The organism is Paenibacillus rhizolycopersici, assembly GCF_014947195.2.
Lineage (GTDB): Bacteria > Bacillota > Bacilli > Paenibacillales > Paenibacillaceae > Fontibacillus > Fontibacillus rhizolycopersici.
Genome location: NZ_JADCNN020000015.1, coordinates 12,723 through 28,473, shown reverse-complemented (window position 1 = coordinate 28,473; position 15,751 = coordinate 12,723). Strand labels below are relative to the sequence as shown.

Annotated in this window: 11 protein-coding genes; all 11 read right to left on the bottom strand. The window is 52.1% G+C overall.

Going from position 1 to position 15,751, the window contains the following annotated elements; genetic code table 11:
• Positions 1–66 precede the first annotated feature (66 nt).
• The 11 genes from rbfA to IM700_RS15710 all read right to left on the bottom strand — a co-directional run bounded on the left by rbfA (position 67) and on the right by IM700_RS15710 (position 15,732).
• The gene (gene rbfA, locus IM700_RS15760) at positions 67–420 is read right to left on the bottom strand and encodes a 30S ribosome-binding factor RbfA (protein ID WP_155608012.1); all 354 of its coding nucleotides are present in this window, start codon (positions 418–420) and stop codon (positions 67–69) included.
• Between the two features lie 14 nt (positions 421–434).
• Positions 435–3,071: a translation initiation factor IF-2 gene (infB, locus tag IM700_RS15755; protein ID WP_193415235.1), complete on the bottom strand. Its 2,637-nt coding sequence runs from the start codon at positions 3,069–3,071 to the stop codon at positions 435–437.
• Positions 3,064–3,393, bottom strand: coding sequence for a L7Ae/L30e/S12e/Gadd45 family ribosomal protein (locus IM700_RS15750; RefSeq protein ID WP_155608014.1), 330 nt, complete (start codon positions 3,391–3,393; stop codon positions 3,064–3,066). Before IM700_RS15750 ends, infB begins: the two co-directional genes overlap by 8 nt.
• Positions 3,386–3,706 (bottom strand): RNase P modulator RnpM, encoded by a 321-nt coding sequence (rnpM, locus tag IM700_RS15745; RefSeq protein ID WP_193415234.1) that lies wholly within the window; start codon positions 3,704–3,706, stop codon positions 3,386–3,388. The genes IM700_RS15750 and rnpM overlap by 8 nt, the downstream gene beginning before the upstream one ends.
• 16 nt (positions 3,707–3,722) lie before the next feature.
• On the bottom strand, positions 3,723–4,820 hold the full coding sequence (nusA, locus tag IM700_RS15740; RefSeq protein WP_155608016.1) for a transcription termination factor NusA: 1,098 nt from the start codon (positions 4,818–4,820) through the stop codon (positions 3,723–3,725).
• A gap of 84 nt (positions 4,821–4,904) precedes the next feature.
• Positions 4,905–5,366, bottom strand: a complete 462-nt coding sequence (gene rimP, locus IM700_RS15735; RefSeq protein WP_193415233.1) for a ribosome maturation factor RimP — start codon at positions 5,364–5,366, stop codon at positions 4,905–4,907.
• Positions 5,367–5,772: 406 nt separating this feature from the next.
• Positions 5,773–10,089 (bottom strand): PolC-type DNA polymerase III, encoded by a 4,317-nt coding sequence (locus IM700_RS15730; protein WP_193415232.1) that lies wholly within the window; start codon positions 10,087–10,089, stop codon positions 5,773–5,775.
• A 186-nt stretch (positions 10,090–10,275) separates the two neighbouring features.
• Complete coding sequence (gene proS, locus IM700_RS15725; protein ID WP_155608019.1) at positions 10,276–11,727, bottom strand: proline--tRNA ligase; 1,452 nt, start codon at positions 11,725–11,727, stop codon at positions 10,276–10,278.
• A 74-nt stretch (positions 11,728–11,801) separates the two neighbouring features.
• Complete coding sequence (gene rseP / locus IM700_RS15720) at positions 11,802–13,076, bottom strand: RIP metalloprotease RseP (RefSeq protein WP_155608020.1); 1,275 nt, start codon at positions 13,074–13,076, stop codon at positions 11,802–11,804.
• Between the two features lie 182 nt (positions 13,077–13,258).
• On the bottom strand, positions 13,259–14,398 hold the full coding sequence (locus tag IM700_RS15715; protein ID WP_155608021.1) for a 1-deoxy-D-xylulose-5-phosphate reductoisomerase: 1,140 nt from the start codon (positions 14,396–14,398) through the stop codon (positions 13,259–13,261).
• Positions 14,399–14,934: 536 nt separating this feature from the next.
• Positions 14,935–15,732 carry a phosphatidate cytidylyltransferase gene (locus tag IM700_RS15710; protein WP_193415231.1) on the bottom strand — a complete coding sequence of 266 codons (798 nt, stop codon included), beginning with the start codon at positions 15,730–15,732 and terminating at the stop codon, positions 14,935–14,937.
• Positions 15,733–15,751 lie beyond the last annotated feature (19 nt).

The window sequence follows — 15,751 nt, the reverse complement described above, 5'->3', positions numbered from 1 at the left end:
AACCTTCTCGGTACTGAGAAGCTGAGTTTTTGATTCCATTTGAAATATCATTCTTCATGTTACATATCATTCTTCGTGCTCGTGCGTGATTTCGCCGAGAATCTTCTCGATCCGGCTGCCGTAAGCGATGGATTCGTCGATCTTGAAGATCAACTCCGGCGTGTGACGCAGCCGAATTCGTTTTCCGATTTCAGTGCGTAAGAAGCCAGTTGCTTTCTCTATCGCTTTTAAGGATTCGTTTTTCTTCTCTTCGTCGCCAAACACACTGAGATAAACTTTGGCCTGTGACAAATCGCTTGTCACATCGACCCCGGTCACCGTGACAAAACCGATGCGCGGATCTTTCAGTTCACTCTGGATGAGCACGCTAAGTTCTTTCTTAATCTGTTCGCCTACGCGGCCGGTACGATTTTTGGCCATTTTAGACACCCACCTTACTTCGGTTCAACCTTTTCCATGATGAACGCCTCAATGACGTCGCCTTCTTTAAGGTCATTGTAATTGTCCAGGGTAATCCCGCACTCGTAACCTTGGGCGACTTCCTTGGCGTCGTCCTTGAAACGTTTCAGTGAATCGATTTTTCCTTCGAATACCACAATCCCGTCGCGAACCAAACGCATTTCCGCAGAGCGGGTTATTTTGCCGGAAGTCACCATACAGCCGGCGATGGTCCCGACTTTGCTGATCTTGAACGTATTGCGGACCTCAGCGTGGCCGATAACGGTTTCCTTGTAAACCGGATCAAGCATCCCTTTCATGGCTTGCTCGATCTCTTCGATCGCATTGTAAATGACGCGATGCAGTCGGATATCGACCTTCTCTTGCTCGGCCGTCGCTTTCGTTTGGTTGTCCGGACGAACGTTGAAACCGATCACGATCGCGTTCGAAGCCGCCGCCAAGATAATGTCGGATTCGGTAATGGCACCGGCACCGCTATGGATGATCTTGACACGAACACCTTCGACTTCGATTTTCTCGAGTGAACTTTTGAGCGCTTCAACCGAACCTTGCACGTCGGCTTTGATGATCACGTTAAGATCTTTAATTTCGCCTTCCTTGATGTGGCGGAACAGATCATCCAGTGTGACGCGCGTATTCGAGCCCAGATCGGACTGACGCTGCGTAATAGCCCGCTTGTCAGCAATTGAACGAGCCTTGCGTTCGTCTTCGAATACCATAAACGGATCGCCGGCTTGAGGCACTTCGTTAAGACCGGTAATTTCCACCGGCGTTGATGGGCCAGCTTCCTTTAAACGACGTCCACGATCGTTAACCATCGCACGAACACGGCCGAAGCAATTACCTGCGACGAAGGCGTCGCCGACTTTCAGCGTCCCGTGCTGAACCAGTATGCGAGCAACCGGACCGCGGGATTTATCAAGTTCGGCTTCGATGACCGCGCCCCGAGCGCGTTTATCCGGGTTGGCTTTGTACTCATTGACTTCCGCTACGAGCAGAATCATTTCAAGTAAGCCTTCCAATCCAAGTTTTTGCTTCGCCGAGACATTGACGAAGATCGTGTCGCCGCCCCATTCTTCCGGCACTAGTCCATATTCTGTCAATTCCTGTTTCACTTTATCCGGATTGGCGTCCGGTTTGTCGATCTTGTTTACAGCAACGATGATTGGCAATCCCGCCGCCTTGGCATGGTTTACCGCTTCGACCGTCTGCGGCATCACACCGTCGTCTGCAGCAACCACAATGATCGTAATATCAGTTAACTGCGCACCGCGAGCACGCATCGCCGTAAACGCCTCGTGGCCCGGGGTATCTAGGAACGTGATCTTCTTGTTGTTGATCTCAACTTGGTAAGCACCGATATGCTGCGTAATCCCGCCGGCTTCGCCGCCGGTCACGTTCGTCGAACGGATGGCGTCAAGCAATGTGGTTTTACCATGGTCGACGTGGCCCATAATGGTCACGACAGGCGGACGTTCCTTCAAATCTGCTTCCTCGTCAACCTCTTCCAGCGTTTCGAAACGGTCTTCTTCAACCGGAATCTTCACTTCGACCTCAACGCCGAAATCTCCCGCAAGCAGCAAGATGGTATCGATGTCGAGCTCTTGGTTGATCGTTGCCATCACACCAAGCAAGATCAGTTTTTTAATAACTTCGGAAGCGTCCTTGTGCAACAATTTGGCGGCTTCGCCAACCGTCATCGTACCGCGTACGATAATCTTCTTCGGCGTATTGTCGATCTTCTCACGTGGTGGCTGCTGCGGGCCTTTGCCGCGTCCGCCCTTGCCACCGCGGCTATTTCTATAATTGCCGCCGTTTCGGTTATCGTCAAAACCTCTTTGGTTTCTGCCGCCATTATTGTTGTTATTACCTCTTCTCTGACCTTGCCCCTGGCTTTGGCCTTGACCTTGGCCTTGGCGCTGGCCTCCGCCGTTCCCGCCGCCATTATTGTTATTACTTGGCGTAAAGCTGCGGTTTTGCTGCTGCGGTCCGCGATTTCCGCCACCTTGGCCTTGGCCTTGGCGTTGTCCGCCATCATTACGTGGCTGGCCACCTTGACCTGGTCCCCGGTTGCCTTGCGGGCTCCGGTTCGCACCGGATGAATTCGTCCCGCCTTGGCCTTGTGGACGAGAACTTTGATGATTACCGCCGTTCGGACGGCTCGATCTTTCCTGAACAGCTGTGCTGCCGCTTGTATTGTTTGGGTTTGTTTTTGGTTTATTATTCATGCTTACCTGCTTTTCCTGTTGATTTTGGTTTTTAACGGGTGCGTTTGCGCTGCTTTGTACTTGGCGTCCATGATCTCCGCGATGACCGGAAGGTTCTCCGGATGAGGCTTTCGGTGTTTGGCTTCCTCCTGCGGAAGCCGGTGCCGGCGATTTGGCAGGAGAATCGTTTCGTCCCGAGTTTTCTCGTTTCGCTGCCGCATTGCTCTTAATATCCTTGAAAAACTGTTCCACACGGCCAACGGTATCGTTCTCCATCACGCTCATGTGATTGTTGACCGGGATATTAAGACGCTTAAGAATCGTAATAATTTCTTTGCTGCTCATGTTGAGCGATTTGGCGTATTCGTACACCCTGAGCTTATCTTGTTTTTCTTGTTTACTCAATATACTCCACCTCCGATGTTTTCAAGATCGCTTTGCGTATCAACTCGGTAAACCCCTGATCGATGAGAGCCAGAACGACCCGTTCCGGCTTGCCGACACTCCCCCCGAGCGTTTCCCGGTCGAAACCAATCATGAGCGGGATCTTGTAGGTCCCGCATTTGTCGCGGAATTTCTTCTGCGTATTGGCTGAAGCATCCCCTGCTAAGATCACAAGCTTAGCTTCTCCCGATCGAATCGCTTTCAGGACGATTTCGTCACCTGTCACCAGTTTACCCGCCCGCATCGCGAGGCCAAGTCCCGACAACGGCTGGGCCTTATTCATCTTCGTCCTCTTCCTCCGCCCGCGCCTGAGCAGCGAGGAATTCGTCCTCCACAGCCAGGAAATCGCGAGCCAGCTGCTCATAAACCTCGGCCCCGACCGGAGCTTTCAAAGCACGGTCAAGCGCTCGCGACTTATGGGCAAGCTTGAAACAGGCGGTTTTGCCGCAGAGATAGGCGCCTCGACCCGATTTTTTGCCCGTCAGGTCGATGGATACTTCACCCTCTGGAGAACGCACGATGCGGATCAACGCCTTCTTGGGCATCATTTCCTGGCAAGCCACGCATTTGCGTAGCGGTACTTTTCTTTGCTTCATCCTTGCCACCCCCCGATTAGTCCACGGAGATGGAATCCTGAGGCAATTCGCCTAGATCGGTTTTTTCTCTGCCGAATTCCTCTTCCGCTTGGGTTTCGCTCTTAATGTCGATTTTCCAACCGGTCAATTTGGCTGCAAGGCGAGCGTTTTGTCCTTTAATGCCAATCGCCAGCGACAGCTGGTAATCCGGCACAATGACGCGAGCCATTTTCTCCGCCTCAAACACCTGAACTTCGAGCACTTTGGATGGGCTCAGCGCATTCGCAACATACTCCTCGACGCTCTCCGAGTAACGAACGATGTCAATCTTCTCACCGCGAAGTTCATTCACGATTGTTTGTACGCGTGTGCCTTTGGGTCCAACGCAAGAGCCCACAGGATCGACTTCGCTATTGCGCGAGAATACCGCAATCTTGGAACGGAAGCCGGCTTCGCGAGCCACGGAACGAATCTCTACCACACCGTCGAAAATTTCCGGAACCTCCAGCTCGAACAACCGCTTCAGTAAGCCCGGATGCGTACGGGACAGCAAAATTTGCGGTCCTTTCGTCGTGTTTTCCACCTTGGTAATGTACGCTTTAATCCGATCGCCGTGCTTGAACTTCTCGTTAGGCATCAATTCATTCAACGGTAAATGGGCTTCGATCTTGCCGAGATCAACGTAAATGTTGCGCAGATCCTGACGCTGCACGATCCCGGTTACAATATCCTCTTCCTTCTCTACGAACGCATTATAGATAAGTCCGCGTTCCGCTTCGCGAATGCGCTGCGTGACGACCTGTTTGGCGGTTTGTGCCGCAATCCGGCCGAAGTCGCGAGGAGTTACCTCGATTTCGGTAATGTCGTCAAGATGATAGTTGGGATTAATCTCGCGTGCCGCAGGCAGCGAAATTTCCGTGCGCGGATCGAGGACCTCCTCAACTACGAGTTTGCGGGCGTACACCTTAATCGCGCCGGTATGGCGATTCATATCCACACGCACGTTTTGCGCCGTATTAAAGTTTCGCTTGTAGCTTGAAATCAGCGCCGCTTCGATCGCTTCGAACAAGATATCCTTGCTGATCCCTTTGTCCCTTTCCAATTCATTCAAGGCTTCGATAAAATCCATGCTCATTTGCCTCGAGTTCCCCCTTTCATGATTCCCGTAGGTCACACTAGAAGTAAAATTCAAAAAGTCAGGTGACTTTTTGAACTACCTCTAGAAAATAATGGCCAATCTTGCGCTGGCTACTTTGTTATATGGAATGGCGTGACCCTTCTTACCGACTTCGACGACCAATTCGCCGTCCTCGAAGGAAAGAAGTCGGCCTTGAAATTCTTTCAGGCCGTCTACCGGTTCGTATGTAGTAACAAATACGTCTTTGCCGACCGCCTTGGATACATCCTCGGCTTTCTTCAGGGGACGTTCCGCTCCCGGCGAAGACACTTCTAGAAAATAAGCCGACGGAATCGGATCGTTCTCGTCGAGCTTCTCGCTAAGGTATTCGCTGATCCGGCCGCAGTCATCGATATCGATGCCGCCGTCTTTGTCGACGAATACGCGGAGGAACCAGTTACTTCCCTCCTTGACGTATTCCACGTCAACCAGTTCAAAGCCGTTCTCCTCCAAATAAGGCGTGACCATTTGCTCGACGGTCGCTTTGATCTTTGGTGTGCTCAAGCGTACATTACCTCCAATAATTCAATCCTATATACCAAAGATTAAAGAGTGGGTTTCCCCACTCTTTAACAACGGTTCTATCTTCATGATTGCCAAAAAAATTATAACATAGTACATACCAAGTGACAAGTAAAACACCTTTACTGTGTAAGGTTGTTTAAAAAGCCATCTTTCGATCACGAAGGGGAGGCCAGGAGTATATCCGGCGTCGAATCTTGGATTCAACCGGGCCTTCCGTTGCTCACGTACCCAATGCGTACGTTCCGCTACTCAGTCCCTAGTTTCTTCCAACCTTCTCGGTGCTCCAAACCTGTCTTTTTAAACCTTGCTTGTAGTCGTTGTTTAAAGAGCCATCTTTCGATCACGAAGGGGAGGCCAGGAGTATATCCGGCGTCGAATCTTATAATTAAAATAATGACAGCTGGTTGCTTTCCGGCAAGCCGCGGAAGCAGCCCATGGAATTCAGAAGCTCGACGATCGTTTTGCTCGCTTTGGATTTCTGCTGGAAGTCCTCGATCGAGAGAAACTCGCCTTGCTCCTTCGCGGCGGCGATATTTTTAGCCGCATTCTCCCCGATGCCGGCAAGCGCCGAGAAAGGAGGAATCAACGAATCGCCGTCCACGATGAATTTGGTAGCGTCCGAGCGATACAGGTCGATCGGTTTGAAATGGAAGCCGCGAGCCGTCATTTCGAGCGCCATCTCCAGGATTGGCAACATATTTTTCTCTTTCGGCAATGCCTGGAAACCCTTCTGCTCGATCTCTTCGATTTTGCGATAAATCGCTTCATACCCTTGACAATACAGCTCGATATCGAAGTCCTCGCCGCGGACCGAGAAATACGTCGCATAATATTCGATCGGGTGATACAGTTTGAAATAAGCGGTCCGCACCGCGGAAATAACGTATGCGGCGGCATGGGCCTTCGGGAACATGTATTGGATCTTCAGGCAAGAGTCGATGTACCATTGCGGCACTTTGCATTTCTTCATTTCCTCGATCCATTCCGGTGTCAGCCCTTTCCCCTTACGAACGCTCTCCGTAATTTTAAAGGCCAATCCTGCATCCATCCCCGCTTTATAGATCAGGAACAACATAATATCGTCCCGACAACCAATTACGGTTTTGATGTTGCAGGTTCCGTTCTTGATCAGCTCCTGCGCGTTCCCAAGCCATACCCCAGTTCCGTGTGATAGACCGGAAATTTGCAGCAAGTCCGCAAAAGAAGAAGGCTGCGATTCAACCAGCATCTGACGAACGAATTTCGTTCCCATTTCCGGAATGCCATAGGTCGCGACCGGTGTGCGGATCTGTTCCGGCGCAACTCCGAGCGATTCCGTCGAGTTGAACATGCTCATGACTTTCGGATCGTTCATCGGGATCGTTTGCGGATCAATTCCGGTTAAATCCTGCAGCATCCGCATCATCGTCGGATCGTCGTGCCCTAGAATATCGAGCTTCAATAGGTTGGCGTCAAAGGCGTGGTAATCGAAATGGGTTGTTTTCCACTCCGCCCCCGTATCATCGGCCGGATATTGCACCGGAGTGATGTCCTCGACTTCGATGTAATCCGGAACGACAACAATCCCGCCGGGATGCTGACCGGTACTGCGCTTAACGCCGGTACACCCCGTCGCCAAGCGGTTCAATTCCGCTCCGCGCCAACTCTTGTTATGTTCCTCTTCGTATTTCTTGGCGAATCCGAATGCCGTTTTCTCCGCAACCGTACCAATGGTACCCGCGCGGAAAACATTCTTCTCCCCGAATAGCACTTTGGTGTAATTGTGGGCCACCGGCTGATATTCGCCGGAGAAGTTAAGGTCAATATCCGGTACTTTATCGCCTTTAAAGCCCAGGAACGTCTCAAACGGGATGTCCTGGCCTTCGCCCTTCAGCTTGCCGCCGCATTTCGGGCAGCTCTTGTCGGGAAGGTCAAAGCCGCTGGGCACGCTGCCGTCCAGGAACCACTCGCTGTATTTGCATTCGTGGTTTAAGCAAATATAGTGGGCCGGCAACGGATTCACCTCGGAAATGCCAAGGAATAGTGCGACCACTGACGAACCAACCGACCCCCGGGAGCCGACGAGATAACCGTCTTGGTTCGACTTTTTCACCAGCCGCTCGGAGATCAGATAGTTGGCCGAGAACCCATATTTGATGATCGGCTCCAATTCCTTCTCCAACCGTTTAATGATCACTTCCGGCAAATCCTCGCCGTAAACCGATTTGGCCGTATCGTAGCAGGTTCGGCGAATTTCATCGTCCGCCCCTTCGATAATCGGGGTAAACAGCTTGTCCGGGAACAACTCCAGCTCTTCAAACCTGTCGGCTAGCGCCGCCGTGTTAGTCACGACCACCTCGAAAGCTTTCTCCTTCCCGAGAAAAGCGAACTCCTCCAACATCTCTTCCGTCGTCCGGAAATGCGCGTCCGGCTTGCGAATATCTTTTAATGGACTGAAGCCGGTGATCCCATGTATCGTAATGTCGCGGTACAGCTTGTCTTTCGGATCCAGGTAATGCACGTTTCCAGTAGCGACAACCGGTCTATCCAGCTTCATGCCAATCTCGACAACTTTGCGGATGGCCGTTTCGAGTTCTGCTGTGCTGCCGACCAACCCTTTTTCCACCAAATGCATGTACATCGTAAGCGGCTGGATTTCAAGCACGTCATAAAATTCAGCGACCGTTTCCGCTTCCTCAACCGACTTGTTCAACACGGCCTCGAAAAACTCGCCCTTCTCACAGCCGGACAGGATCAATAGTCCCTCGCGCATCTCCACCAGCTTAGATTTCGGGATGCACGGTACCCGCTTGAAATATTCGGTATGCGACATCGAAATGAGCTTAAACAGGTTTTTCTTACCGACCTGATTCAACGCATATATCCCGCAGTGGAACGGACGGGAATTAGACAAGTCCTTCCCCACCTTGTCGTTCAGACGATCTAGGGATTTATACCCTTCGATTTTGGCAGCGTCTTCCAACAGACCGTTCAAAATCTCGCCAAGCGCCAATGTATCATCGATCGCCCGGTGATGGTTCTCCAGCGAAACTTTATATTTGGCGGCCAACGTATTCAGCCGGTGATTCTTCATGGAAGGGAATAGCATCCGGGCTAACTCCAGCGTATCCAGCACTGGATTTTCCATGATCGGAAGCCCCAGTTCCTTCAGCTTGGCATTAACGAAATCATAGTCAAACCGGGCGTTATGAGCGACCAGAATCGAGTCCCCCGCAAACTCGACGAACCGTTTCAACACCGGCTCCACATCGGGTGCGTCCTTCACCATATCGTCGTTAATATTCGTCAGTTGTTGGATATGGTAGGGTATCCGTTCATGCGGATTGACAAAGGTCGCATAGCGATCGATCTCCTTGCCTTCCTGCATCTTCACGGCCGCAATTTCGATGATTTTGTTCTGCGTTACCGATAAGCCGGTGGTCTCGATGTCAAATACGATGTAGGTCGCCGTCTTCAGATCATCCCCTCGCGGGTTCAGCACGACTGCGACATTGTCGTTTACCACATTGGCTTCGACGCCATAGATCATTTTGATGCCGTTTTTCTTCGCTGCCTTCGCCGCATCCGGATAGCTTTGCACGCCGCCGTGATCCGTTACGGCAATCGCCTTATGCCCCCACTTGGCAGCCATCTTCACATAATCGCCAATTGGCGTTACGGCGTCCATCGTGCTCATGGACGTATGCAGATGGAACTCGACGCGTTTCTCTGGAGCATTGTCCTTGCGTCCCGGCGGCGCAGATACTTCGCATAGATCCGACGGGATCATCACTAACTCGGGTACCGGCATAAAGCGATCCATTTCTACTTTGCCCCTCGCTTTGATCCACTTGCCGTTAGCGAGCTGGCCCATGACCTTCAAATCTTCTTTATTCTTGGCGAACAATTTCAGCTGAAGGGAATCGGAGAAATCGGTTAAGAAAAACACAAATAACGTGTTGCCGTTCCGCAACTCCTTGCGGTCCAGGCCAAAGATCGTTCCTTGAATCGTAATTTTCTTCTCTTCGTCTTGAACTTGCTGAATCGGAACGGGCTGCTCCTTGATGTCGTTTCCGAGCTGCAGCTTGATGACTTCTCCTTCAACTTCTTCCGGAGGAGCTTCGACCGCGACGCTCTCCATCATCTGTTGAATGACCTCGCGTTCTTCCTCTACAATCCGTTGTTGGAACTCTTCAAACGCTTCGACGTCAGGTTCGCCGGTTTGCAGCTTGACCCTTAACGGCAGGGCAAAATACGTTTCGTAATAAGCGGTGATCGCTTTATCGATTTGTTTCTTGCGGGCCAATTCCAGCGCCATGGCGTCCCCCAGCGTCACCGTCACCATGTCTCCGTCCACGTCAAACCCGGCTCGGGCCATCCAACCGTTTACCGATGGGATTTGGCGTTTCACCCATTCGAGAAATAGCGACCAATATTCGCCGACGATGTCATTGGCAGACAGATTGGCTCCGTAGTGAAATTCGAAAGTAATGATCGCAATATGCTCCATCCGTTCTCTCACACGCAGGCAAAATGTACGATAGGCCTGGGCCGGAACCAATGTGTCCTTCTGAATGGTGATTCTCCATTCCCGATTGCTGCGGCTGACCTCCACCTTTTCGATATGCCCGTCAAGAAAATACGGGTCGATCAGTGAAGCGGGTACGTCTGCCTGCTTCATCAACAGCTCCAGCCGGTTTCTCTTGTCTTGCGTCTCGGTCATGTCCTCTCCCCTCACCTTGCTAGCTGACTTATTCCCATGAATCGAAAAAAAGGGCCTCCAGCAATTGGCCAGCGGCGTAAAAAGCCTGCAGGCGCTGACTGCCGAAAGCCCTCTTGTGGTTGTACCGTTCGCCTCGCATCCCTAGTTCCCCGGAACTCTAGCGGGACAATAACGCGAAAGTTCTTCTTAATAGGCTCTGGCAAAAACGACGGTATGTTTCGCTTCTTCCCCGCAAACGAGACAAGTGCCTTTTACCGTTTGTGGATGGAACGGGATATTGCGGCTAGTCGCTCCCGTCTCTTCTTTTACCTGGCGTTCGCAAGCCTCCGAACCGCACCAACCGGCTAAAGTAAAGCCGCGTTTCTCTTCAATGCTCGCCTTCATTTCATCCAGCGTGTCGACGCTGTAGAAATGCTCTTCACGGAACGCTTTGGCCCGTTCGTACATTTCCTGATGAACCTGTTCCAACATAGCCTGAACCTCTTCGACCAAACGGTCCTGCTGGATGACCTTCTTCTCGCCACTGATACGAGAGACGAGTACGCAAACGCCGTTCTCCATATCCCGAGGCCCGATCTCCAGACGAACCGGAACGCCGCGCATCTCGTATTCGTTAAACTTCCAGCCTGGGCGGAAATCGGAACGATCGTCGATGCCGACGCGAATACCGGCTTTCTTCAGCTCGGCGAACAGTTCGTCCGCACGACCTACGACCGCTTCCCATGTTTTTGGCGGGCCGATCGGAATGATCATGACTTGCTTCGGTGCAACCTTCGGCGGCAGTGCCAATCCGCGGTCATCCCCGTGAACCATGATCAGTGAACCGATCAACCGGGTGCTGACGCCCCAAGAGGTCGTGTGAACATATTCGCGAACGTTTTCGCGGTTCAAATATTGAATATCAAACGCCGTAGCAAAGTTGGTTCCGAGATAGTGGGAAGTCCCTGCTTGGACGGCTCGTCCATCCTTCATCATCGCTTCGATGGAGTAGGTATCGACGGCTCCGGCAAATTTCTCGGATGGTGTTTTTTGGCCAACGATGACCGGAATCGCCAAGTAGTTTTCCACGAAATCGCGGTAAGTTTCCAGCATCCGCATCGTTTCTTCGCGCGCTTCCTGCTCATTTTCATGCGCGGTATGGCCTTCCTGCCATAGGAATTCGCTCGTGCGAAGGAATGGCAGCGTACGTTTCTCCCAACGGACCACGTTTGCCCACTGGTTAATCAGCACCGGCAGATCACGATAGGACTGGATCCATTTTTCGTACATATGCCCAATCATCGTCTCCGACGTCGGACGGATCGCCAGGCGCTCCTCCAGCTTCTCGCCGGCAGCTTCCGTTACCCAAGGCAGTTCCGGGTTGAAACCCTCGACATGTTCTTTCTCCTTCTGGAAGAAGCTTTCCGGAATAAACAGCGGGAAATAGGCGTTACGGTGGCCCGTTTCCTTAAAGCGGCGGTCCAACTCGGCCTGAATATGCTCCCAGATCTCGTAGCCGTCCGGCTTAAATACGATACAGCCGCGGACCGGCGAGTAATCCATGAGATCCGCTTTTTTGATGACGTCGATGTACCAGCGGGAAAAATCCACTCCCTGCGGGGTAATCTCCGTGACGAATTGTTTCTCCTCGTTTGCCATAAGAACCTTTGTCCTCCCGTTAAAACCACAAGTTTAATGTTCCAACGCGTCGATCAAAGCCACTCCTACCAGGATCAGCCATGAATCAAACGCAAAATATCATTATACGTGACCGCGATCATCAGCAGGAACAGCATCGCAAAACCGATGAAATGCACCATGCCTTCGCGGTTTGGATCAATCGGTTTGCCGCGCAGGGCCTCAACCCCCAAGAATATAAGTCGGCTTCCGTCCAGCGCCGGAATCGGCAACAGGTTGAAAATCCCCAGATAAAGGCTCAAAATCGCTGCCCAATACGTCAATTGCACGATCCCTTGCTTCGCGATTTGGCCGGTAACCTCAAACGTCCGAACCGGGCCTCCCAAATCGTCCATGTTGAAGCGATTGATCAACTGCTGGAAGCCGAGGAAAATCGCCTTGGTCGTGTTGACCATATCCTCTCCAGCGACTTGGAACGTCTCGCCAAAGGAAGCGCTGCGCGTCGGGAACACGGTGACAATCGTACTCCCGATTTTGCCGTCTTCGTTCTCTGCCCCTTTCGGAGTGATCGTCAGATTCAACGTTTCTTCGCCACGTTTGATCGCCCATGTCATCGGTTTGTTTTTCGAAGCTTGAATCATTTCGATCATTTTATTCGCATCGGTTCCCACCGGAGTTCCGTTGATCGTTTCGACGATATCGCCGGTTTGGAGCCCTACTTCCTCGGCCGGCATCCCTTTCATCACCTCGCCGATTTGCAGGTGGCTGGGTTGATCGAGCGGGATTCCCGCCATTTGAATATGCAGGGCAAACAATACGAACGCCAGGATAAAGTTCATCAGCGGACCCGCAAAAATCGATAAGGCACGCTGTCCCACGGTTTTGCTTCCATACTGCCGGTCTCGTGGCGCGATTTGCGTCTCTTTGCCTTTCGTCACCATCATAGCCTGCGGATGCACTTCGTAGGTTAACGTTTCGCCATCCACGTCCAAGCGTACCGCAAGATCGTCTTCGAGGTCGATATGCTGTACCTCGCCCCGGATCACGTTCTTCCGGCTATCCAATCGGTCCAGATAAATCTTCCGGACCTGATCGTTCTCTAGTCGCAAAGCGATGGTTTGTCCGTCCGAAATCTGGATCAACTCCGGATCCTCGCCCGCCATGCGTGCATATCCGCCGAAAGGTAGCAAACGCAAAGTGAACTGGGTCTCGTCCCGTTTGAAAGACAGCAGCTTGGGGCCAAACCCGATGGCAAATTCCCGTACCAAAATCCCGGCACGCTTCGCAAAGAAGTAATGTCCCCATTCATGCACTGTAACGATGACGAAAAACATGAGCACCGTTAAAAATATGATTTTCAGCAATTCCAAGCGTAAGCATCCCCCTTCTGGCCACGGATCGTCCAACGTTACTTTAGATTAATATATTCTCCGATCAGGCACAAGAGAATACCGCCACCCTCAGCATTTGATCACGAAGTGAAACTACGCGCTGATTAGCTGACGCTATTGATCACGGAGCGATGCAACGAAGCAAGCTTGGCTCTTCCGATTTACAGCGTCTCGGCCAAGGCTCGTGCCCAGCGATCGGCCTCGCGAATCGCCTCCAGATCCGGGCGGGCCTGCACTTCATGTTTGGCTAAGGCCGTTTCAATAATGGTCTCGATCTGCAAGAAAGGAATTTCTCCCTTCAAAAATCGGGCGACCGCCGCTTCATTCGCGGCATTATAAACGCTGGTTGCCGTACCTCCTATTTTACCACACTCGAAGGCTAGTCTTAAACAAGGGAACCGGTCAAAGTCCATCTCGCGAAAATGCAACTTCCCGATCTCGGCCAGCGACAACCGTTTCGCTGCGGAAGTCCAGCGATGCGGATAGGTCAACGCATATTGGATCGGTACGCGCATATCGGGCGTTCCGAGCTGGGCGATCACGCTGCCGTCACGATACTCAACGAAGGAGTGGATGATGCTTTCCGGGTGCAACAGAACCCCGATTTGCTCAAAAGGAAGACCGAACAGCCAATGGGCTTCGATCACTTCCAATCCTTTGTTGACCATCGTGGCAGAATCGATAGTGATTTTGGCACCCATTGCCCAGTTGGGATGTTTTAAGGCGTCCTCTACTGTGACGTCCCGCAGTTGCTCTCGCGTCAGATCGCGGAACGAACCGCCGGAAGCAGTCAACGTTATTTGCCTTACTTCTTCAGGGTGTTCGCCGTTCAAACACTGAAAAATGGCGGAATGCTCGCTATCGACAGGTAGCAATGCGACGCCTTTGCGCCGGGCCAGTTCCGTTACCAAGTGCCCGGCCGTTACCAGCGTTTCCTTGTTCGCCAACGCAATATGCTTGCCTTCCTCGATGGCCGCCAACGTTGCAGGCAACCCCGCGCTGCCGACAATGGCCGTCACCACCGTATCGGCATCGGTTCCCGCCGCAACTTCAATCAGCCCCTGATCGCCATAGTGTAGCTCGACACCCTCTGGGAGCTGCGGACGGATCCGATCAGCCAATTCCTTGGTGGCCACAGATGCTTTGCGGGGTCGAAACTCATGGACCTGCCGAGCAAACAACTCGATGTTGGTGCCGGCTGCCAAACCTTCCAGCCGGAATTCCTCGGGATAAGCCCGGATCACATCTAGCGTTTGCGTACCTATGGAACCCGTCGATCCGATCAACGCTATTTTCTTCATGTTGCACCTCGTGTTCACAGAGATTCAAAGAGATCTAAATATATCCATAAACCTGCAAACGGACTGTATCGCCGTTATTGATCTATTTCCCGACTATTTCCCGCTGTAACGGACTCCAGAGTCGTTATTCAGAGTAATAGTCAGCCAACTAGATGCCTTCGGCCCTAATAAGGTCTCTCAGGTCCGTTAGCTTCCAAAACCCTTCTTTGCCACACCAATAAGGTCTCTGGAGTCCGTTAGACCTGCAAAAGAGAATCTGAGCCGCGGAAGGTCCGGCTGAGTTCAAGATTCGACGCCGAATCCGCATCACCGAATCCACCTCGTGGTGGGAAGCCGATTATTAATCTACCTCTTCAATAAAGATTTAAAATCGGGTTTTCAGCACCGAGAAGGTTGAATGAAGCTAGGGACTGAGCAGCGCAGCGTAGCTGGAAGCTACGTGAGCAGCGGAAGGCCCGGCTGAGTACAAGATTCGACGCCGAGTCTGCATCACCGAATCCACCTCGTGATGGGAAGCCGATTTTAAATCTACCTTGTTAAGGGAGGAGGGTTAGGATATGTATGAACGGGAACACCGCAATCCAACTGTCGCACCGGTCCAGAATCCCGCCATGGCCGGGCAGCAGCTTACCCGAATCCTTAATCCCATAGACGCGTTTGTAAGCCGACTGAATCAGATCGCCAAATTGACCGACCACTGCAGCGGATATCCCGAGTAGCACGGCTCGTCCGACCGTTAGCAATCCGCCGGAAGCAAACGCGAAGATCACAGCAACAATGACGGCCAGCAAGACGCCGCCCAGCGCCCCCTCCACGGTTTTGTTCGGGCTGATTGCGGGCCACAGCTTATGCTTACCGAAGCGCCGACCGGTAAAATAAGCTCCCGCATCACTGCTCCATATCGCCGCCAGCATCAGAAACGTCCAGAACAAGCCGTGACCGTCAGCGGTATTACGCGTTTCCGCAATCGCCGCAAATCCGATGCCGACGTAAACCATGCCTAAATACAGCAGAGCAACCTGACCGATCGGCATCTCATTTTTGCTAATGACCGTAACGGCCAAGAAGAGTAGCATAAATAACCACAACACCGCGGAGTCGCCGAGCGGTCTAGCGATGTCGAACAGCCGCCACGGAAACGCAAGATAGATTACGCCTAAGTAACCTAGGATAGCGGGACCTTGGAACGCCGGGATGCGGGTCATTCGCACAAATTCGTAATATCCGATTAGAGCCATAAGCAAAATAAGTACATGGTAGAGGGTTCCGCCCAACCAGCACATTCCGAGGAAAAAGCCGCCGGCGATGATGCCCGTAATCAACCGCTGTTTCACCAGTCTACACCTTCCATCG